This window comes from Microbacterium sp. AK009 (genome assembly GCF_013410955.1).
Lineage (GTDB): Bacteria > Actinomycetota > Actinomycetes > Actinomycetales > Microbacteriaceae > Microbacterium.
Window position 1 is genome coordinate 273,292 of the sequence record NZ_JACCCG010000005.1, and the last position, 18,638, is coordinate 291,929.

The 18,638-nt window shown below is 71.1% G+C and carries 18 protein-coding genes, 3 tRNA genes and 1 riboswitch; of the genes, 5 read left to right on the forward strand and 16 right to left on the reverse strand.

Annotation, left to right across the window (positions count from 1 at the left end; all coding sequences use genetic code 11):
• Positions 1–8 precede the first annotated feature (8 nt).
• Together HDC37_RS12795 and HDC37_RS12800 are read left to right on the forward strand one after the other, a co-directional pair.
• Positions 9–1,211, forward strand: coding sequence for a pyridoxal phosphate-dependent aminotransferase (locus tag HDC37_RS12795; protein WP_179560772.1), 1,203 nt, complete (start codon positions 9–11; stop codon positions 1,209–1,211).
• Positions 1,212–1,285: 74 nt separating this feature from the next.
• Positions 1,286–2,686 (forward strand): NAD(P)/FAD-dependent oxidoreductase, encoded by a 1,401-nt coding sequence (locus tag HDC37_RS12800; protein ID WP_308472207.1) that lies wholly within the window; start codon positions 1,286–1,288, stop codon positions 2,684–2,686.
• Between the two features lie 534 nt (positions 2,687–3,220).
• Here the strand turns inward: HDC37_RS12800 and HDC37_RS12805 are convergent.
• From HDC37_RS12805 to HDC37_RS12830, 6 genes are read right to left on the reverse strand one after another with little or no spacing between them, the layout of a single operon-like run.
• A complete protein-coding gene (locus tag HDC37_RS12805) occupies positions 3,221–4,357 on the reverse strand; it encodes a UDP-N-acetylmuramate dehydrogenase (RefSeq protein ID WP_179560773.1) in 1,137 nt (378 codons plus the stop codon).
• A complete protein-coding gene (locus HDC37_RS12810) occupies positions 4,354–4,794 on the reverse strand; it encodes a MaoC/PaaZ C-terminal domain-containing protein (protein WP_179560774.1) in 441 nt (146 codons plus the stop codon). Before HDC37_RS12810 ends, HDC37_RS12805 begins: the two co-directional genes overlap by 4 nt.
• Positions 4,791–5,240 carry a MaoC family dehydratase N-terminal domain-containing protein gene (locus HDC37_RS12815; protein ID WP_179560775.1) on the reverse strand — a complete coding sequence of 150 codons (450 nt, stop codon included), beginning with the start codon at positions 5,238–5,240 and terminating at the stop codon, positions 4,791–4,793. Before HDC37_RS12815 ends, HDC37_RS12810 begins: the two co-directional genes overlap by 4 nt.
• A 9-nt stretch (positions 5,241–5,249) precedes the next feature.
• Positions 5,250–6,047, reverse strand: coding sequence for a sulfite exporter TauE/SafE family protein (locus HDC37_RS12820; RefSeq protein WP_179560776.1), 798 nt, complete (start codon positions 6,045–6,047; stop codon positions 5,250–5,252).
• Positions 6,044–6,781 carry a DUF2510 domain-containing protein gene (locus HDC37_RS12825; protein ID WP_179560777.1) on the reverse strand — a complete coding sequence of 246 codons (738 nt, stop codon included), beginning with the start codon at positions 6,779–6,781 and terminating at the stop codon, positions 6,044–6,046. Before HDC37_RS12825 ends, HDC37_RS12820 begins: the two co-directional genes overlap by 4 nt.
• A gap of 60 nt (positions 6,782–6,841) precedes the next feature.
• A complete protein-coding gene (locus HDC37_RS12830) occupies positions 6,842–7,186 on the reverse strand; it encodes a TraR/DksA C4-type zinc finger protein (RefSeq protein WP_179560778.1) in 345 nt (114 codons plus the stop codon).
• Between the two features lie 87 nt (positions 7,187–7,273).
• Here HDC37_RS12830 and HDC37_RS12835 point away from each other — a divergent pair, with 87 nt between their 5' ends.
• A complete protein-coding gene (locus tag HDC37_RS12835; protein WP_179560779.1) occupies positions 7,274–8,245 on the forward strand; it encodes an NAD-dependent epimerase/dehydratase family protein in 972 nt (323 codons plus the stop codon).
• Between the two features lie 148 nt (positions 8,246–8,393).
• Positions 8,394–9,692: a hemolysin family protein gene (locus tag HDC37_RS12840; RefSeq protein ID WP_179560780.1), complete on the forward strand. Its 1,299-nt coding sequence runs from the start codon at positions 8,394–8,396 to the stop codon at positions 9,690–9,692.
• 21 nt (positions 9,693–9,713) lie between these two features.
• Here the strand turns inward: HDC37_RS12840 and HDC37_RS12845 are convergent, their stop codons facing one another.
• From HDC37_RS12845 to HDC37_RS12870, 6 genes are all read right to left on the reverse strand, one after another.
• On the reverse strand, positions 9,714–10,037 hold the full coding sequence (locus tag HDC37_RS12845) for a multidrug efflux SMR transporter (RefSeq protein WP_179560929.1): 324 nt from the start codon (positions 10,035–10,037) through the stop codon (positions 9,714–9,716).
• 12 nt (positions 10,038–10,049) lie between these two features.
• Positions 10,050–10,113: riboswitch (guanidine-III (ykkC-III) riboswitch) on the reverse strand.
• A 63-nt stretch (positions 10,114–10,176) separates the two neighbouring features.
• Positions 10,177–10,983 (reverse strand): LPXTG cell wall anchor domain-containing protein, encoded by an 807-nt coding sequence (locus tag HDC37_RS12850; RefSeq protein ID WP_179560781.1) that lies wholly within the window; start codon positions 10,981–10,983, stop codon positions 10,177–10,179.
• 170 nt (positions 10,984–11,153) lie between these two features.
• Positions 11,154–11,227: transfer RNA gene (locus tag HDC37_RS12855), tRNA-Met, on the reverse strand.
• Between the two features lie 34 nt (positions 11,228–11,261).
• Positions 11,262–11,333, reverse strand: a tRNA-Thr gene (locus HDC37_RS12860).
• A 64-nt stretch (positions 11,334–11,397) separates the two neighbouring features.
• Positions 11,398–12,732 carry a M23 family metallopeptidase gene (locus tag HDC37_RS12865; protein WP_257021477.1) on the reverse strand — a complete coding sequence of 445 codons (1,335 nt, stop codon included), beginning with the start codon at positions 12,730–12,732 and terminating at the stop codon, positions 11,398–11,400.
• 332 nt (positions 12,733–13,064) lie between these two features.
• On the reverse strand, positions 13,065–13,874 hold the full coding sequence (locus tag HDC37_RS12870) for an inositol monophosphatase family protein (RefSeq protein ID WP_179560783.1): 810 nt from the start codon (positions 13,872–13,874) through the stop codon (positions 13,065–13,067).
• Between the two features lie 73 nt (positions 13,875–13,947).
• Between HDC37_RS12870 and HDC37_RS12875 the strand changes: the two genes are divergently transcribed.
• The gene (locus HDC37_RS12875; RefSeq protein ID WP_179560784.1) at positions 13,948–15,546 is read left to right on the forward strand and encodes an NAD(P)/FAD-dependent oxidoreductase; all 1,599 of its coding nucleotides are present in this window, start codon (positions 13,948–13,950) and stop codon (positions 15,544–15,546) included.
• Here the strand turns inward: HDC37_RS12875 and HDC37_RS12880 are convergent, their stop codons facing one another.
• The 4 genes from HDC37_RS12880 to HDC37_RS12895 all read right to left on the reverse strand — a co-directional run bounded on the left by HDC37_RS12880 (position 15,547) and on the right by HDC37_RS12895 (position 18,502).
• Positions 15,547–16,791: a hypothetical protein gene (locus HDC37_RS12880; protein ID WP_257021478.1), complete on the reverse strand. Its 1,245-nt coding sequence runs from the start codon at positions 16,789–16,791 to the stop codon at positions 15,547–15,549.
• 111 nt (positions 16,792–16,902) lie between these two features.
• A tRNA-Tyr gene (locus tag HDC37_RS12885) sits at positions 16,903–16,984 on the reverse strand.
• Positions 16,985–17,090: 106 nt separating this feature from the next.
• Positions 17,091–18,005, reverse strand: coding sequence for a PfkB family carbohydrate kinase (locus HDC37_RS12890; protein WP_179560785.1), 915 nt, complete (start codon positions 18,003–18,005; stop codon positions 17,091–17,093).
• A complete protein-coding gene (locus HDC37_RS12895; protein ID WP_179560786.1) occupies positions 18,002–18,502 on the reverse strand; it encodes an FBP domain-containing protein in 501 nt (166 codons plus the stop codon). The genes HDC37_RS12890 and HDC37_RS12895 overlap by 4 nt, the downstream gene beginning before the upstream one ends.
• Between the last annotated feature and the right edge of the window lie 136 nt (positions 18,503–18,638).

Genomic DNA, 18,638 nt, shown 5'->3' on the forward strand with positions numbered 1-18,638 from the left:
CTGGCCCCGTGACTTCCCGCGCTCCCCTCTCCCGCAAACTGTCCGCGATCGCCGAATCGGCCACGCTCAAGGTGGATGCGAAGGCCAAGGCGCTGCAGGCGGCCGGCCGGCCGGTCATCTCTTATGCCGCAGGCGAGCCCGACTTCGCCACGCCCGCCTTCATCGTCGACGCAGCCGCCGAGGCGCTGGGCGACCCCGCGAACTACCGCTACACCCCCGCCGCGGGTCTGCCGGTGCTGCGCGAGGCGATCGCCGCCAAGACCCTCCGCGACTCCGGGTGGGATGTCGAGCCGTCGCAGATCATCGTCACCAACGGCGGCAAGCAGGCGGTGTACCAGGCGTTCCAGGCCGTGGTGAACCCCGGCGACGAGGTGCTGCTCCCCGCGCCCTACTGGACGACCTATCCCGAGGCGATCCGCCTCGCCGACGGCGTGCCGGTCGAGGTCTTCGCCGGGGCCGACCAGGAGTACAAGGTCACCGTCGAACAGCTCGAAGCGGCCCGCACCGAGCGGACGACCGTGCTCGTCTTCGTCTCGCCCTCCAACCCCACCGGCGCGGTGTACTCCGCCGATGAGACCCGCGCGATCGGCGAATGGGCCCTCGAGCACGGCATCTGGGTGATCTCCGACGAGATCTACCAGAACCTGGTCTACGACGGCGCGCGGGCCACCTCGATCGTCGAGGCGGTGCCGGATGTCGCGGGCCAGGCCATCCTCGTCAACGGCGTCGCCAAGACCTACGCCATGACCGGATGGCGGGTGGGCTGGATGGTCGGCCCGACCGATGCGATCAAACTCGCCGCGAACCTGCAGTCGCACCTGTCGAGCAACGTCAACAACGTCGCCCAGCGCGCCGCGCTCGCCGCGCTCACGGGACCCCAGGTCGACGCCGAGAAGATGCGGAGCGCCTTCAACCGCCGTCGCCGCGTGATCGTGACCGAGCTGGCGAAGATCCCCGGCGTCACCGTCCCCAACCCGCTCGGCGCCTTCTACGTCTACCCCGACGTGCAGGGGCTGCTCGGCCGCGAGTGGGCCGGTGCGACGCCGACCACCACTTTGGAGCTCGCCGACCTCATCCTCGACAAGGCCGAGGTGGCGGTGGTTCCGGGAGAGGCGTTCGGACGCAGCGGATACCTCCGCCTGTCGTACGCCCTCGGCGATGACGCGCTCCTGGAAGGCGTGCAGCGCCTGCAGCGCCTCTTCGGCGCCTGATCGCGGGCCCGGACTCACGACCGGATCGACCGCCGGCGGATCCAGCGGGGGTCATCGGATGCGACACTGACAGCGTGACCCCCGACACCGCCTCATACGACCTCGCCGTCATCGGAGCCGGGCCCGCGGGCACGGCTGCCGCGCTCCGGGCCGCGGAACTCGGCGCGAGAGTGGTCGTCCTCGAGGCCTCCGAACGCCTCGGGGGCACGTGCGTGAACACCGGCTGCGTCCCCACCCGCGTGCTCGCCAAGGCCGCCCGGTTGATGCGCGAGGCGGGCGCGGCGCGGGAGTACGGCGTCGTGACCCACCCCGAGGCCCTCGATTGGCCTGCCACCGTCGCCCGTGTCCGCGACCGGGTCGACCGCGTGCGGGCGGTGAAGGACGAGGCGGCGAGGTTCACGGCGGCGAGGATCGACCTCATACAGGAGGGGCGCGCTCGCTTCGTCGACCCCCACACCCTCGCGCTCGACTCCGGTCGGCGCATCCGTGCTTCATCGGTCATCGTGGCCGTCGGCGGGCACTCCCGCCGGCTTCCGGTTCCGGGCGCGGAACTGGCGACCGTGCCCGAACACGTGCTGTCGCTGCCGACCCTGCCGCAGCGTGTGGCGATCATCGGCGCCGGGAACACCGGGGCGCAGCTGGCGACCGTCTTCGAATCCTTCGGGGCACAGGTGACCGTGCTTGATGTCGCACCACGCGTGCTCATGGCCTCCGACGCCGACGTGTCGGCCGCGATCGCCTCGTCGTTCGAGGGCCACGGAATGTCGGTGCGCACCGGAATCGCCGGTGTCGACGCGCTCGAGGAGGATGCCGGTGGGATCGTCCTCCGGTGGCGCGAGCGCGACGGGTCGGACGAGATCCCGCGCTCCGACCGCTTCGACGTCGTCGTCATGGCCACCGGCTGGCCGGCCGACGTCGAAGACCTGGGCCTGGAGCATGCGGGCATCGAGGTCGAGCGCTCCGCGATCCCCGTCGACGCCTACTTCCGCTCGGCGGTCCCGCACATCCTCGCCGTGGGTGATGCCACCGGTCGCGACATGCTCGTGCAGGCGGCGCACTTCGAGGGCGAGGCGGCAGCGGAGAATGCGGTTCTCGGAGTGAACCGCCGCACCCCGCATCATCTGCTCCCCGCGGGAGGATTCACCGACCCCGACTACGCCGGGGTGGGTCTCACCGAGGATCAGGCTCGCCAACGCGATGAGCGCTGCATCGTGGCGGTCGCACGTTACTCCGACCTGGAGCGCGCGGTCATCGACGACCGCACCGTCGGCTTCCTCAAGCTGATCGCCGACAACCGGCGCGAGCTGATCCTCGGCGCACACGCCGTCGGGGAGAACGCGGTCGAGGTGATCCAGTCGGTGACGACGGCGATGGCAGCCGGCATCGACGTGGCCACCCTTGCGGGCGTGAAGTTCGCCTACCCGACGTACAGCGCGATCATCGGCCTGGCCGCCCGACAGCTCCTGCGGGGCTGACCGTCACGGCGCGCCGCTCAGCGGCATCCGCCCACCCCCGCTTCTTCGCGACCCGGCTTCGCTTGCGCGCCGCCACGCCGCCACCGCGCGCCGTCGCCACCGCACCCCGCACCGCGCTCCCGCGCCACGACGAGCCTTCGTCCGTCGCAGATGCACGCCCGGAAGGGCCTTCGGCGTACGTCTGCGACGAACGAACGGCAAAGACGCGGCCGCTCGGCACACCGCGACGGCGCCGCATCCCGCACCACGGCGCCGCATCCCGCACCACGGCGCCGCCCGCTCGCCGCGACAGCGCCATCTGAACCGACCGGCGCCGTGACATCCCTTCGTTCGTCGCAAATGTACGCCTGGAAGGGCCGTCGGCGTACATCGGCGACGAACGAACGAGGGTGACGGGCATCTCCGCCGAGCGACGGCGGGCCGGGAGCGAACGAGCGAGCGACGGCGGGGGCGACCCGCGGGACGACGACCCGGCGCGTGACAACCCGACGCACGACGCAGCGCGCGACGACGCAGCGCGGGCGGGACGCGACGCTACAGGTCCACGCCGATGAGCACCGGCTCGGGCTGGAGCAGCAGGCCGAACTCCGCGTGCACGCGCCCCTGGATGAAGCGCGCCAGCTCTGCGATCTCCGCCGCGGTCGCGTCACCCCGGTTGGTCAGCGCGAGCGCGTGCTTGGTCGACACCGCCGCCCGCGAACGCGGGAGCTTGAAGCCCTTGCGGATGCCCGACTGCTCGATGAGCCAGCCGGCGCTGACCTTCACATCGGGCTCGGCTGTCGACAGGGGCGGCACACTGCCGTCGAAGTTCGCCAACGGCACGACGACCACCGGATCGAAATCGGGCGCGACCGGCCAGCGGGGGCACTCCGGCGGCAGCGTACGGGCGAAGGATGCCGAGACGACGGCGTTCTGGAAGAAGGATCCGGCGCTCCAGGTGTCGGGGTCGGCGTCATCGAGCACCATCCCCTTTCGCGCGCGGATCTGCAGCACCTGCTCCCGCACGAAGGCCAAGGTCACCGCGGCCCCAGGGTTCAGGCCGAGCGCCGTCCGCAGCTGATCGCCGTGGATCTCACGGGGCGCGTCTCCGATGACGGCGAGCTCGACTGTGACCGACAGGATGACCGCGCGTCGGTCGGGCACCGAGCCGTGGTGGTGCTTGAGCACCGAGGTGCGAAACCCCAGCCCGAGCTCGGCGGCCGGCACGGTGGACACCTCTCCGGTGGCCTCGTCGATGAGCTCGACCTCGACGAGGGTCTGGACGATCTCCTGACCATACGCGCCGATGTTCTGCACGGGCGCGGCGCCGACCGTGCCAGGGATGCCCGACATCGCCTCGACGCCCGCGAGCCCGTGGTCGACGGTGTACCCGACGAACGCGTCCCAGTCATGCCCGGCCTGCACCCGCAGGCGGACGAATCCCTCGCGGGCGGCGGGGAGCGTCTCGATCCCGCGGGTGAGGATTCGCACGACCGTGCCGGGGAACGGCTCGTCGCCCACGAGCAGGTTCGACCCGCCGCCGAGCACGAACCACTCCTCGCCCGTCGCCCACGCCTCGCGGAGCGCGTCGATGAGCTCGTCGGTCGTCCGCGCCTCGATCATCCGCTCGGGAACGCCGCCGACGCGAAGCGTCGTGAGGCCCGACAGCGCGACGGGGGGAACCTCGGTCATCGAGTCCCGTCACCCGTCGCCGCACCGGCGGTGTCAGCGGGACGCACGCGCACCTGGGCCTTGCCGAGGACGGTCGTGTCGGCGGCGGTCACCGTGAGGTCGACGCGCACGGCCTCCTCCGTCACCTGACCGACCCGGGCGACGATGTGGAGGTCGGCGCCGTCCTTCGCGTCGACGACGACCGGCCGGGTGAAGCGCACGCCGTAATCGAGGATGCGACCGGCGTCGCCCAGCCACGGCAGGACCGTCCCGACGGCGACACCCATCGTGAGCATGCCGTGCGCGAGGACCCCGGGGAGCCCGACCTCGGCGGCGATGTCGTCGCGGTAATGGATGGGGTTGACATCGCCCGACGCACCGGCATAGCGCACCAGCGATTCGCGCGTGAGGTGGATCGTGCGTTCGGCGACGACATCGCCCACGGCTACGGCGCTCATGCGTCGCCCTCGCCGACGAGCAGGACGGAGGTCGCGGTCACGACGTGGGCGCCGGCGGCGTCGACAATCTCAGCCTCGCTGGTGACCATGGCGTTGCCGCCGAGGGTGCGGATGCCGGTGACGCTGAGCTGGGCGGTCAGTTCGTCGCCCGCGACGATCGGACGGGAGTACCGGAATCGCTGCTCGGCGTGGAGCACGCGCGAGAGCTCGATGCCACTGTCGGGCTCGGCGAGCAGCTGCTGCAGCGTGACGTCCTGCAGCACGATCGGGAACGTCGGGGGCGCCACGACATCGGCGTACCCGAGCGCGCGCGCGGCGTCGGGGTCGAGATGCTGGGGGGCGTCGGCGAAGACCGCTCGCGCGAACTCGCGCACTTTCTCGCGGCCCACAAGATACGGCGGTGTCGGGGGGAACAGACGGCCGACGAGTTGGGGGTTCACTGGCACCGGATCATCCTACCGAGCGGTCTTGCGCCCCCGAATGGCGCGCATGGCCATCTGCACGGCGATGATCGTCAGGAAGGCGGCGAAGAGGATGTTGCCCAGCTGCGGGTCGACGAGGGTGGCGAGCCAGGTGCCGACGGGGGCGGTCACACACGCGGCGACTCCGACGATGGCGGCGGCGGGGAGGTCGACGTTTCTCCGGATGAGGTTGCCGACGGTGCCCGAGATCGCCGTGGGGATCATCATCAGCAACGAGGTGCCCTTGGCGAGGAGGTCGCTCGTGCCGAAGAGAAGGAGCAGAACCGGCACGACGATCACTCCGCCGCCGACGCCGAGAAGACCCGCGAGGATGCCAGTGACGACGCCGAGCGCGATGAGGCCGAGCACTGTCACGACGGTGAGCGGAAGGCCGGCATCGCGTGAGGGGATCACGAGGAACAGGGACACGATCACGATCACGAGGAAGCCGACGAAACCCCAGCGAAGCACCGTCACGGGCGTCCGCGGAAGCAGCCACGTGCCGATCTGCGCCCCCACGACCGCGCCGGCGGCGAGGATCAGGGCGGGGATCCAGGCGACGGAGTCGTTCACCGCGTAGGCGATCACCCCGACCGCGGCGGTCGGGACGATGGCCGCGAGCGACGTTCCCGCCGCGAGCCGCTGACCGTAGCCGAGCACGAGCACGAGGAGCGGGACGACGACGGTGCCGCCCCCGACGCCGAACAGTCCGGACATCAGACCGGCGATGAAGCCGACCCCGAGGCACGTGAAGACGAAGCGCGTACCACGCGCGGGAGGGGCGTCGGTCATTCGCCTACGTAGGCGTTGTCAATGACCCAGGCGCCGTCGATCTCGATCACGGTGTACTGCCAGCTCTCCTCGATCGGCTCGGGGACGTCGAGCGGCTCGCCGTCGGCGTTGAAGAAGCTGTCGTACGTCTCCGTCGTGTTGACGTAGATCGTCCGTTCGGAGGAGCTGATGCCCTGGACCTCGATCTGATAGTTCTCGACGGACTGCGCGAACCCGGCCGACTGCTCCTCGAACGCGGCGCAGTCGGTGAGCTGGTTGCCGGTCCGGAACGCCTCGGACGTCGCCTCGAGGTACTTGTCGCAATCCCCTTCGCGCCACGCCTCGTCGTACAGCTCGACCGCGCGCACGGCCTCCTGCTGGTCGGCCTCGTCGACACCGCCGCCCGATGAGAAGACCCCGATCAGGATCGGGATGAGCACGGCAGCGGCGATGACGATGCCGAGGAGCACCACACCCAGCACCACCCAGAGGATCCAGAGCTTGGACTTCTTCGGCTCGGTCGCCGCGGTGAAAGCGCCACCGGCGGGTGCATACCCGGGCGAACCGGCGAAACCGGGTGCGGAGGGCGGAGCACCGGCGGTGGCGTATCCCGAAGCATCTCCCGCGTCAGGTCCGGCCGGCGGTGCGTCGGACCCGTCTTCGGTCGACTGCACGTGCTCGGTCCACTTCGCGCCGTCCCACCACCGGCGGGTCCCGGGGCCGTAGTCGTACCAGCCCGGAGGGTTCGTGCTCATGCTCGCTCGTTTCGTCGTGTCCCGGCCGTGCGAGGGACCGGGGTGGCCGCCGCCCTCAGCCTACTGCCGGAGCTCCGCACACCGAACGCATCGCGTCGCGGTGGGACGCACCTCCAATCGCCCCTCGGGGATGGCGGTCCCGCACACCTCGCAGATGCCGAAGGTGCCCGCTGCTACGCGGTCGAGCGCAGCGTCGATCCCTTCCAGTTCGGTCAGCACACCGACTCGCACCCCCTCGATGCGCGACCACTCCGCGGACAGGGTTCCCCCCTCGGGATCGTGCTCGTCGTCGGCGGATTCGGCCCCTCGCGCCTCGCGCAGCTGCATGAGCTGCACTTCGACCTCGGCGAGGCGTCGGCGCGCGGAATCCCGCGCTGCGCGCAGGACGACGACCGGTGAATCCATGACGCGCACGCTACCGGCCCCGTCCGACATCGGCACCCTAGGCTCGAAGGGCGCCGGCGCTTCCGCCCGCGCGGAGAGGTGGACACCGTGCGCGTCGTCGTCATCGGCGGAACCGGCCACATCGGCACCTTCCTCGTTCCCCGGCTCGTCCGCGCCGGACACGAGGTCGTCGCGGTCAGCAGAGGTACCCGTCCCCCGTACGTCGCCGCCCCGGAATGGGCCGCGGTGCAGCAGGTCGTCGCCGACCGAGAGGCCGCCGATCGCGACGGCGCATTCGGCGACATCGTGCTGGCCCACGACCCCGACGCCGTCGTCGACCTCCTCGCCTTCACCCCCGACTCCGCCCGCTCCCTCGTCGAGGCGCTGCGCGGTCGCGTCGGACACCTCGTCCACTGCGGCACCCTCTGGCGCTACGGCCCGAGCGATCGGGTGCCGATCCGCGAGGGCCAGGGCACCCCGCCCTTCGACGAGTACGGCATCCTCAAGGCGGAGATCGCCGCGCTCCTGGCCGCCGAAACGGCCGCCGGGGGGCTCGCAACCACCACCGTCGACCCCGGTCACATCGTCGGACCCGGCTGGGCGCCCGTCGGGCCGCTCGGCAACGGCGATCCCCATGTCTGGTCCGATCTGTCGGCGGGTCGCACCCTCCGTGTGCCCGGAGGAGACGGCGCGCTCATGCACCACGTCCACGCCGACGACGTCGCGCAGGTGTTCGAGCTCGCCCTTGCGCACCGCGACGCCGCCGCCGGCGAGGACTTCCACGCCGTCGCGCCGTCTGCGCTGACGGTCCGGGGTTACGCGGCGGCCGCGGCATCCTGGTTCGGGAAACCCCTGTCGCTGGAATGCATCACCTGGGAGCAGTTCCGCGCAGAGACGACCGAGCGCCACGCGAACGCGAGCTGGGGACACCTGCACCGCAACCACTACCTCAGCATCGACAAGGCGCGCTCCGTGCTCGGCTATCGTCCCCGTTACGAACCCGACGAAGCGATCCTGGAATCGATCACGTGGTTGATCGAGAACGACAGGCTGGATGTCGCGGGGCCGCTCGTGGTCTGAGACGGCGTCGTCGCGGCATCCGCATACGGCGATTTCGAAGCGAGGTCCGATACCGTGTCCCCGTGCCGAACACTGCGGATGGATCCGACTGTCATAGTTCCAGCGCCCGGGTGACCCCGGGCGCGTCCCCGCGAGGGGAGGTGAACCGATGAACGGCGACCTCCTGCTCAACATCGCCCTCGTGGTGGTCTTCGTCCTCATCGGGGGCGTTTTCGCCGCCACCGAGATGGCGCTGGTCACCCTCCGCGAAAGCCAGGTCAACGCCCTCGCCGCGCGCGGCAAGCGCGGCCAGAAGGTCGCCGACCTGGCGCGCAATCCCAACAGGTTCCTCTCGGCCGTGCAGATCGGCGTGACCGTGGCCGGTTTCGCGTCCGCCGCGTACGGTGCGTCGTCGATCGCACCGAGCGTCGCACCGCTGTTCGTCTCGCTCGGGCTCGACGAGGGTCTTTCGCTCACGATCGCCACCGTGCTTCTGACCCTCATGATCGCGTACCTGTCGCTGGTGCTCGGGGAGCTCGTGCCCAAGCGCCTGGCGATCCAGCGGAACGCGCAGTTCGCCTACGGCGTCGCGCCGGTGCTCAACGGCTTCGCCGTGCTCATGCGCCCGGTGATCTGGCTGCTGTCGGTCTCGACGAACGCGGTCGTCCGTCTCCTCGGCGGCGACCCCCACAAAACGGGCGAGGAGCTCACGGAGGAAGAGCTGCGCGACATCGTCTCGAGCCACCAGGGGCTTCCCGAGGACGAGCGCCGCATCCTCGACGACGTGCTGTCGCTCCGGGGGCGTCAGATCAGCGAGGTCATGCGGCCCCGGCCCGAGGTTGTCGCGCTCGACCACGCCGACGAGGTGGGAGAAGCCGCCGCACGGGTGCGCGAACTGCCGTACTCGCGCTACCCCGTCGTCGACCAGTCGATCGACGACATCACGGGCTTCGTCCACGTCCGCGACCTGTTCGAGGCCGCCGCGGTCGACCCGCGTCAGCCCATCGGGCCGCTCGTCCGCGCCATCCCCTACCTCCCGTCCACCGCCCGCGTGCTGCCGACCCTCACGGGCATGCGGGCGGGCGGCGACCAGATCGCCGTCGTGGTCGACGAGTACGGGGGCACCGACGGGATCGTCACGCTCGAGGACCTGGTCGAGGAGGTCGTCGGCGAGATCTTCGACGAGTACGACACCGATCTCGCCACCGGCGACCTCTCTGAGAACGGCGGCACCGTCGATGGCCGGCTGAACCTCCAGGACTTCGAGGAGGCCACCGGCCTCAGTCTCCCCCGGGGCTCATCCGACACGATCGCCGGATTCATGCTGGAGCGCCTCGGGCGCCTGGCCGTCGTCGGCGACACCGTCGAGGTCGACGGCGCGATCCTGCGGGTGACCGCGCTGGACCGGCGGCGCATCTCCGAGCTGTCGGTCACACCCCACGCGGCTTCGAACGCGACGGGCGAGTGAGCCGCCCGTCCCTCGCGCGGGCTACTCGGCGTCGCTGACGAGCTTCAGCCCGACGATGCACCCGACGAGGCCGATGATCAGCAGCATCCGGACCCACGAGAAGCCCTCGTCACCCGTGATCATCGCGTAGAGCACGGTGAGGGAGGCGCCGATCCCGACCCACACCGCATAGGCGGTGCCGGTCGGGATCTCGCGCATGGCCCACGCGAGGCCGCCCATGCTCGCCACGAGGGCGACGCCGAACACGATGCTCGGCCAGAGCTTGGTGAACCCCTCGCTCTTGCCGAGGGCGGTGGCCCACACGGCCTCGAGGACTCCGGAGATGATGAGGATGACCCACGACATGGCGCTCGCCTCCATGGCCAGTCTTGTCGCTCACCGGGTACTGAACCCTCGTCCGGGGATCCGGTCGGGATCCGCTGACCAGGCTACCGCCACCCCCTGATCACCGGCTGGGCGGAGATGAGAGGCGGCGGCCCGGGGCTCAGCCCCGACGCGCGCGCGCCGCGGATGCGGCCACGAGAACGAGTCCGAGACCCGCGACCAGCACTCCGCCACCGACCAGGGCGAGGCTCGACGTCTCGTCGGCACCCGTCGCCGGAAGTACGGACGGCGTGGGACGCGGCGACTGCGTCGGGCTCGGCGCCGCACTCACGGCGATCGTGACGGAAGCGAGCGGCGGCCCCTCGCTGTTGCGCGCGAAGACCTCGATCATGTACGTGCCCACGGCGTTGGGCGTGAAGGTCACCGCCGCCTGACCGTCGGTGACCGTGGCGACCTCGGGCACGAGCATCCCCTGGTTGTTCGGCAGCACCGGCTCGGCGATGGAGAAGGTCGCCTCGACGCCCTCATCCACCCCGGTCAGAGTGAGCACCGAAGACCCGCCCAGCGTCAGCGACCCGGGTGACGCCGCCAGCGCAGGTGTCAGCGGCGCGCTCACCTCGATCGTCACGGATGCCACGGCCGGGCTCTCGCTGTTCTGCACGAACGCCTCGATCACGTAGGTCGCGGCCGCGTCGGGGGTGAACATCACCGACGCCTGACCGTCGGCGACCGTCGCACTCTCCGGGTTCAGCATTCCGCCGTCGTTCGGCAGTACCGGTTGGCTGATCGCGAAATTGATCTGGACGCCGTCCTCCACACCGGTCAGCGTCAGCTCCGACGATCCCCCCAGCGTGATCGAGGCCGGCGAAGCCGTCAGCGACGGATCCGCATCGGCGTACGCGGGAACGGCGGCGCCGAAGGCGACGAGCACGCCGACGGCAAGGGCAGAGAGAAGCTTCTTCGTCATCATCGACTCCCAGGCGAGGGGACGGGGCCGTACGAGGAGCGGTCGGGCCGACGCTCCGCTGCGCTCATCGTGGCAGACAGAACCGTGTCCCGGGAAGGACATTCTTGTGCAGAGCACCCCGACCAGCACCGGAACGCAAAAAACCCCCGGAGCTCCGGGGGTTCTGTCTGTAGCAGGAGCGGGGCTTGAACCCGCGACCTCACGATTATGAGTCGTGCGCTCTCACCAACTGAGCTACCCTGCCGCGATACACCGGCAGCGAAATGCCGGATGCTGCGAGCCCCGAGTCAGGATTGAACTGACGACCCCTTCCTTACCATGGAAGTGCTCTGCCACTGAGCTATCGGGGCGTGCTGCCCTGCGCGGGCAACTCAACGAGAATACCAGAGCCGAGGCTCCCCGTTGAATCGGCGGTCACCCTCCCGCGTGCTGGCGGAGCCACGGCAGCGGGTCGATCGGCGTGGTGCCGTTCATCAGCAGCTCGAAGTGCGTGTGCGCTCCGAACGAACGGCCGGTGTTGCCGGTGCGACCGAGGACGGTGCCGACGGTGACCTGCTGGCCGGGGACGACCTGCATCGAGTCGTACTGCATGTGCGCGTAGTGGCTCGAGATCAGCTGACCGTCCACGACGTGGTCGACGATGACGTGCACGCCGTACGCGCCGCCCGACTCGCTCGCCACCCGCACGGTGCCGTCGGCGATCGCCTGAATCGGCGCGCCGGCGCCGGGGACGAAGTCCACGCCCTCGTGCATCTTGCCCGAGCGCATGCCGAAGCCGTACGTGATCGGCACACCCACCGCGAACGGCCACTGGATGGCCGCAGTGGGGTCGTTGACGTAGAAGTTCGAGAAGTTCGTGATTCCCGACGCCGCAGCCAGTTCGGCCATCGTCACGGTCTCGTAGCTCTCGCCGCGGACGATCTCGGCGTTCTCGGTGGTCGCCGGGGCGACGTAGGCCTGAATCTCGTCGGGATCGACCGAGAGGTCGGTCGAGGCCGGTGCCATCGTGGAGAGCGTGGCGGGTTCGGCGCCGGTGGCCGCGGCCACGGCTTCGGCGGGAGTGGTGGTGGCGACGGCGAGGAGACCGACGATTCCCATGACGCTCATCGAGAAGGATGCCGCGGCGGCGCGACGGAAGGCCGCTCCCCGTCCCGGGCGATGGCGACGTGCGGCTGCGACGTGCGCGGCGATGTCGGGGGTCGCGGATGCGGGTTGGCTGTTCGACGACTCATCGCCGACTTCCGGGCCGCTCTGCACCGGCATCTCGCCGGTGAAGCAGAACAGGCGCGCAGCGGCCTCGAACTCATCGTCGCACTGCGGGGCGGCGTCGCGGGTGTCCGCCGCGTCTGCGACCGGAACATCGTCGGCGACCGAGTGACCCATGGGGGGCTCGAGGAGGCGGAAGGGCCCGGTCGTCGTGGAGGCGTCGAGGAGGATCGCCCCGGTACCCCCGGTGAAGGTCGCCGGGGACTCGGGATGCTCGGGATCCACACCCTCCGCGTCGGCAGCGTCTGGGTCGGTCGACGATCCCTCCGCCGAGGCCTCGGGCACCTCGGTGACGCTCGCCTGAGCCACGGGAGCCGACTCGGCGGGCGTCGCCGTCACCGACGACGCCGGCGAGTGCGCCACATCCGCGGCGTCGCCGGTCGACGAGGCGGAGCCTGCCACCGGCGCGGCCCCGGTCGAGAACACGGGATTGATGAGGAACGGCCGCGCGGCAGCCTGGGCGCGCAGCGCCCGGCGGCTCATCGCAGGCGGAGCGGCGGTTGGCTCAGCGACGGGGGGCTCAGCGACGGGTGGCTCAGCGACGGGGGGAAGGGTCGTCGTCTCCGCCGGGTTCTGAACCTCCGCGGTGGAGACTCGACTCGACCGGCGAGTGCGCGGGCGAAGAGCCGAGGTGGAATCGTGGGGCAAAACGGGGGCGTGCTTCCAGGTCGTTGCCGCGCATGGGGGTGCACGGCAGGCGGTCGTTGGGGGATACTCCCGGTTCGGACACCGAAAGTAACGAACGGATAAACACTACCCGGCGACGTCTGGGAATGCCATGTACGACGCCGGGACGCAACCGCCCACGCGCCGGCTCAATCTGTGGTAAGCGAGAGCAGGCGTTCGAAGACGCCGGGACCGGCGGCGACCGTCAGGGGCCGAGATGCGGCATCCGGCATCTCCACACGCGCGAAGCGCCCGCCCGCCTCCGTCACCAGAAGTGCGCCGGCTGCGAAGTCCCACGGATGCAAGCCGCGTTCGAAGTAGCCGTCGAGCCGACCCGCGGCCACGAAGGCGAGATCGAGGGACGCGGCGCCGATACGGCGGATGTCGCGGGCGATCGTCATCGCGCGACCGACCCGCGCGAGGTCGGAGGCGTGCGTCGCGGGGTCGTACCCGAATCCCGTGGCCAGAAGCGCTCCGGCGGCGGACGGTTTTGCGTTGACCGTCAGCCGGGTGTCGGCCAGCCACGCCCCCTCCCCCTGGGTGGCGTGGAAGAGCTCTCCGCTGGCAGGGTTGAACACCGCGCCGGCGAGGGCATCCCAGTGCTCCGGATCGCTGCCGCCCGCCACGGCGGCAACGCTGACGGCGTACGCGGGGATGCCGTAGGCGTAGTTGACCGTGCCGTCGATCGGATCGATCACCCAGGTGATGTCGGAGTCGCCACCGTGCGACACCGGCGCTGCCCCCGACTCCTCGCCCAGAAAGCCGTCACCGGAGCGCTCGCGGCGGAGCCGGTCGCGGATCAGCTCTTCGACCTCGCGGTCGGCCTCGGTGACGATGTCGGCGAGCGCCGACTTCGTCGCGGCGATGGCGACGCCCTCGGTGCGACGACGACGGGCGAGCTCCCCGGCCTCGCGGGCGATGTCGACGGCCAGATCGTGGAGCTGCGCGGCAAGCGTCATGCCCTTCACGCTACCGCGGGCTCTCGTGCCCACGAACGATGCGGAGGCCGGCGTGCGCCTCTACGGTGGAGCCATGCCTCTCCCCCGGGATGCCGCCACGCACGATGTCGTGATCGTCGGCGGCGGTCACAATGCCCTCGTCGCCGCCGCCTACCTCGCCGGTGCGGGTCACCGCGTCGTCGTCCTCGAACGACTCGCACACGTCGGCGGCGCCGCGGTGTCGGAGGAACCCTGGCCCGGAGTCGCTGCTCGCCTCTCGCGGTACTCCTACCTCGTGAGCCTGCTGCCCCGCGCGATCATCGATGACCTGGGACTGCGGATCGACCTGCGGCGCCGGCGTTACTCGTCGTACACGCCGTCTCCCGCCGATCCCTCTCGCGGCATCCTCGTCGATCGGGGCGATGCGGAGGCCACGGCGCGGAGCTTCGCCCGGGCGACCGGCGATCCCGCCGAGGCAGCCCGCTTCGCCGCGTTCGGAGACAGACTCCTCCCGCTCGCCCGCCGCATCTTCCCCACGATGACCGAGCCCCTCCGCCCCCGCGCAGAGGTGCGCCGACTCGTCGGCGACGACGAGCTCTGGGCCGATGTCGTCGACCGGCCCCTGGGCGAGATGCTGCGTCGATCCCTTCAGACCGACCTCGCCCGAGGGATTGCGCTGACGGACGGGCTCATCGGCACGTTCGCCGCAGCCGATGACGCGACCCTCGCGCAGAACCGCTGCTTCCTCTACCACGTCATCGGCGGCGGCACCGGGGACTGGGACGTACCCGTCGGGGGAATGGGGGCGGTCAGCGCCGAGCTCGCCCGGGCCGCCCGGGAGGCGGGCGCCGAGATCCGCACGGGCGCGGAGGTCACGGCCGTCGATCCCGACGGCGAGGTGATGGTGGTCGGCCACGACGGACGACGCGAGGCGCTGCGGGGCCGGCTGGTGCTGATGGGGGCTGGACCCTCGGTGCTGGCCGACCTGCTGCGTGCGGGGGGTTCGGAGACGGATGCGACGGGGCCCGCGCCCGAGGGCGCGCAGGTGAAGGTGAACATGCTGTTGCGGCGGCTCCCCCGCCTGCGCGACGGAGAGGTGTCGGCCGAGGCGGCCTTCTCGGGCACCTTCCACATCAACGAGACCCTGAGCCAGCTCGACCGCGCGCACGCCGCGGCCTCGGCGGGGGCGCTCCCTGATCCTCTCCCGGCGGAGATCTACTGCCACTCCCTCACCGATCCCTCGATCCTCGGCCCGCAGCTGCGCTCCGAGGGCGCGCAGACCCTCACTCTCTTCGGGCTCCAGGTACCCCATCGCCTGGTCGCGGGTCGCGACGCCGACCAGGCGCGAAGGGACGTGCTCGCGGCGGCCTCGGCGTCGCTGAACGCCGTTCTCGGCGAACCGATCGAGGACTGCCTGTACACCGCGCCCGACGGCTCGCCGTGTGTGGAGGTGCGGACGACGGCCGACCTGGAGGAGTCGCTGCGGATGGCCGGGGGCGACATCTTCCACGGTGGCCTCGCCTGGCCGTGGGCGGATGACGACGCCGACCTGTCGAGCCCCGGATCGCGGTGGGGTGTGGCCACCGAGCACGAGCGGATCCTGTTGTGCGGCTCGGGCGCGCGCCGCGGAGGCGCCGTCAGCGGGATCGGCGGGCACAACGCCGCGATGGCGGCGCGGGAGCTTCTCGGCTGATCAGTTGCGCGGCGGAAGCGGCGGCGGGGGCGGGAAGCCCTCATAGCCCTGCGTGCCCGGCGCAGGCGTGGGCGGCGGGAGGGTCGCCTGCGATGACTGCGCGGGAGCGATCGGCACGAACGACTGGGCGCCCGGCGAGGGCCGGCCCGTCTGGTACGCCTGCCAGTCGGGGCTGCCGTCAGGGAGCATCGGCAGCGGCGTGCGGCCGTCGGCGTACATCGGCCACGGGAGCAGCTCGCCCTCGGCCGGCGCCGGGGCGGCCGGTGCGGGCGCGCCGGTGTCTGACGTGAGGGCTTCGGGCGCGGCGGAAGCGGACTGAGGCGCAGCCGGTGCGGGCACGGCGGGAGCGGGTTCGGCGGCAGGGGGGGCTGCAGGCTTCGGAGCGGGTACCGGAGCGGCGGGGGCCGGCGCGAAGGGCTGCGGAGCGCTCTGAGCCTGCCATCCGGCCTGCGGCTGCCAGGCCGCCTGCGCCTGCCCCGGCCATGTCTGGCCTTGGGGCGCGTGGGGCGCCCACGCGGGGATGACCCCGGTCTGCTGACCGTCGGCGCCGGGGTATCCCTGATAACCCGCGTACGCGGGGGCGACCGGCCGCGGCCGACGCGGTGCGAAGAGGACGTTCATCAGCGGGAGGAGTGCGGTCCCCACCGCGGCGAGGATCGTGATGGAGACCACGAAGCGCCAGTACAGGTCGCCCAGCTGCGCGTACTCCGAAAGCATCAGCGGGATGACCAGCATGATCGCCAGAGCGATCACGAGCACGATCGTCACGATCGCGATGACGGAGGTGAAGGTGGTGCGGTTTCGCGCGAGGGCTTTCAGGAAGAGGCGGATATGCAGCAGCGCCAGCTGCAGGATCAGCACGATGAGGAGGAACGACACGAAGCGGCCGAATCCGGAATAGGCGAAGCGCTCCGGCATCCAGATCATCACCGCCCCGATCAGCAGTGTGACGACCCAGACGCCCATGCTCGCCAGCGCCAGCCACGCCGGACGGTTCGGCGCGAGGTTCGCGTCGAGGATGGCCGCGCCGGCGAAGCCGGCGAGCAGCAGCACGGTGAGGAAGGCGCGCGCGACGATGCCGTTCTCCGGGCCGATCAGCACCCAGACCACGCAGACGATCGCCGCCGCGATGAGAGCGCCGATCGCCACCCAGATGGCGGCACGGATGAGAGGTGACCGACCCGGGTCATCCGTCGCCCGCGACTCGGCGGACGCGGACGTCTCATGCGGCTGGGGGTGTGTCATCTCGATCCTCTCGTCGACGCATGCCCATCCTGGCACGCGAGGGCGGACGTGTCAGGCGGCCCCACGGCGACCGGAACGACAAGAGCCCGGCCGAAGCCGGGCTCTCTGGGGTGGCGAGTGAGGGATTCGAACCCCCGAAGGCTACGCCGGCTGATTTACAGTCAGATCCCTTTGGCCGCTTGGGTAACTCGCCAAGTGCGCACCCGCCCGGCTTGTGCAGTCGACCGGAGGCGCGAGAAACAAGTCTAGACCCCCGGCGAGCGTCGAAAAAATCCACACCGGATGCCGCACGGCGACCCTCAGGTTCCGAGGCGATCGAGGTCGGGCTCGGTCAGCGCCGAGGGGAGGCGCAGCAGCGCGCCCTCGAAGCGGCAGGTCGCGGCAGCGACATCCATCGCCTCCTGCAGCGCGTCGCCCCACGCCTCGGAATCCGCAGGAATGCCTTCGATCACGGCGGCGATGACGGTTGCGAACGCCGCGTCGCCCGCCCCCATCGTGTCGACGATGCGACCCGGCAGATCGGAGATCGGGCGGGTGACGACATCCGCCCCCGCTTCGATCGTGGCCCCGGCGCGGCCCTGGGTGGCCAGCACCGCGGCGGCGCCGGCGTCGATCAGGCGCGCGCGCAGGGCGTCGAGAGGCTCCCCGTAGAGCAGCTCGGCGTCGTCTTCGCCGATCTTGACCAGCGCCGCGCCCGCGGCGAGCTGCTCGAAACCGCGGACGAACTCCGCGCGGTCGTGCATCATCCCCTCGCGCGGGTTCACGTCGATCGCGAGCGGTGCGCCGGACGCGCGCACCGCCTGCGACAGCGCGAGGGTCTGGGCGACATCGTCGAAGGGGAAGCAGCTGATCGCGATGACGGATGCCGCAGCGAGGGCGGCCCGCTCGGCCTCCCCGAGATGCACGGCGCGGTGCTGGGCGGCATCGTTGAAGACGTAGGTCGGCTCACCCCCGCCGCTGCGGGTGCTCACCGCGCGCGACGAGCCCCGCGGCGACGGGGTCGCGAGCAGCTCGACCCCGAAGTCATCGAGGTACGACCGGATGCGACCACCGGCCTCGTCGTCGCCGACCATCGCGATGAGAGTCGCGGGGACGCCGAGGCGCGCAAGACCGACGGCGACGTTCAGCGCGGCGCCCCCGACGAACTCGCGGACCCCGTGATCGTCGCGCAGCTCATCGATGAGGGCGTCGCCGATGACGACGGCGCGGCTCACGACCTGCTCCGCGCGTGCTGGGCGACGCTCTCGACGAAGGCCTCGGTGCGCCGCCGGGTGCCGTCGATGCGACGGTCGACACTGGCACGGATCTCACTCGGCGCAAGAGGGGCGGCCAGCCGGACGTTCTCGTGGCACGACAGGTCGGCGCACATGTAGGTGCCGACGCTGTCGCCGTTGCGGCCCGCCTCCCCCGCCTTGCGCGCCGTGAACAGCGCGACCTGATCGGCCGGCTGCATCGTGTAGCACAGGTTGCACATCGCCGATCGAGCCGACGAGGTGCCCTCGGCAGCGCGCAGCAGCACACCGACGGCCTCACCGTCGACCTCGGCGATGACGTACCCGCGCCCCCGGGTGCGGGGGTCGCGCCAGGCTAGGAAGTCCAGATGATCCCAGTCGGTCAGCACGAAATCGTTCGGCAGGGCCATCACCTGCAGTTCGTCGGGACGGGCGTTCACGAACGACGTCTGGATGTCGTCCTCGTTCAGCGGGCTCATGCACTCTCCTCGCCTGGTCTCGGGACAGTCTACGAACCTCCGCCCGCCCGCGGGGTTCATCGTGTGGTGCGGTGGCCGCGGTGCGCGGCGCGGTCACCGGCGTAGCGTCGCACGCGAAGGCGCGCGACCCGTCAGG